Origin of the sequence: Rhodococcus sp. EPR-134, assembly GCF_001647205.1 — a bacterium.
In the GTDB taxonomy this organism is placed as follows: Bacteria; Actinomycetota; Actinomycetes; order Mycobacteriales; family Mycobacteriaceae; genus Rhodococcus_F; species Rhodococcus_F qingshengii.
Genome location: NZ_LVCT01000382.1, coordinates 1 through 1,481, shown reverse-complemented (window position 1 = coordinate 1,481; position 1,481 = coordinate 1). Strand labels below are relative to the sequence as shown.

The 1,481-nt window shown below is 64.1% G+C and carries 2 protein-coding genes and 1 pseudogene; 1 reads left to right on the top strand and 2 read right to left on the bottom strand.

Features of this window, described 5'->3' with window-relative positions:
* A pseudogene (locus A2J01_RS17425) lies at positions 1-416 on the top strand (MFS transporter); the annotation flags it as partial.
* Here the strand turns inward: A2J01_RS17425 and A2J01_RS17420 are convergent.
* Positions 408-1,184 (bottom strand): alpha/beta hydrolase family protein, encoded by a 777-nt coding sequence (locus A2J01_RS17420; RefSeq protein ID WP_042924086.1) that lies wholly within the window; start codon positions 1,182-1,184, stop codon positions 408-410. The pseudogene A2J01_RS17425 and the gene A2J01_RS17420 overlap by 9 nt on opposite strands.
* A 14-nt stretch (positions 1,185-1,198) precedes the next feature.
* A partial coding sequence (locus A2J01_RS17415) for a L,D-transpeptidase (protein WP_156519302.1) occupies positions 1,199-1,481 on the bottom strand: 283 nt, incomplete at its 5' end.

Below are 1,481 nucleotides of genomic sequence, written 5' to 3'. Positions count from 1 at the left end.
ATCTCGGTGCTGCGGGTGGCCTCAACGACACCGCCATCGAACTCGGCGGCTCGCTGGGTATCGCGATCCTCGGCTCGATCCTCGCTGCGAGCTACAAGGATTCGATTGCCGGATTCATCAATGGAATGCAGGTTCCGCAGTTGACGGGCGAACTTGCACAACAGGCCGCGTACGCGATGGAGGTGTCGGGCGAATCCGTCGGCGGCGCTTCGTTGGTCGCCGAAGAGATGGCAGGCAACCCGTTGTCTGCAGCTCAGGCAGGGCCGTTGCTCGACGCCGCAGGCAGTGCCTACGCCGACGCGATTTCGGCGGCCAGTTGGGCGGGCGGTCTTGCACTGTTCGTGGGGGCAGTTGTCGTGGCGTTCATCCTGCCGGGCAAGAAGGCCCCTGTGGAAGTGGACCCCGCGTCAGTCTGACGTGCTCGGAGCCAGCGGGTCTTCGGCGAGAACCAACTCGCGGGAGACCCGCCACGACTCGGTCGAGGGTGAGAGAAATGCGTCGTGTCCTTCGCCCTCGATCACACGCAGTGCCACGGGATCACCAGCCGCTTCCGCGGCTTTCGCGTACCGGGAGCTCACCTTGGCCGGCACCTGCAGGTCCTCCGCACCCGTGACGCACACAACGGGGACGCCGATCGGCAATCGATGCTGCGGCGACGCACTGCGATACAGATCCGGGTCCGCGTCGAACGGAACGCCGAACAGATCCTCGATGAAGCTGATCCGTCGTCCACGCTCGCCTGCCGACGCCAGATCGAGTGCGGCCGCCTGTGCGATGACCCGTTCAGGCCGGGTGAACGTGTCCTTCTCCCCCGCCAGCCACACTGCAAGATGTCCTCCGGCCGAATGCCCGAGCAAGCGAATCTGATTCAGATCCAATTCGGCCGAGGACTTCCCGGCAACCAGTCCGGGGATTTCGTCGTACGCCGTTTTCACGTCGGCGGACATCTCCGGCCAACCACCGCCCGCCCCGAGACGGCGGTATTCGATGTTCCACACCGCGACGCCGTGCCGCGCGAGTTCGACGGCAAATGCGGTGCCCAGAGTCAATCCGTACTGCCCGCTCCAGAAGCCGCCGTGGATCTGCATGACGACCGGGATCGGGCCGTCAGCGACTCCGTCGGGAACGTAGAGATGCCCGAACTGCTGCTCGTGTCGGCCGTACGGAATCTTGAATCGAGGCACCGAGGAAATCTATCTCAGGCGAGGGCGCTGCCTGCGGCCCAGTCTGCCCAGGAAAGGGTCCAGTCGCCGTTCTGCCACACCTCCAGCGGAGCGCCGCCGGTGTTCTTGATTTCGACGACATCTCCCGGCTGCGAGAAATCGAAGAACCATTTGGCATTGGCCGCACTGAGATTGAGGCAACCGTGCGAGGTGTCGGTGTTTCCCTGCGCCCAGACGGTGCTCTCCAACTCGTGAAGATAGATACCGTCGGTGCTGATGCGGGTGGCCCAGTTGATGGATTCCTTGTAGCCGAGGCGC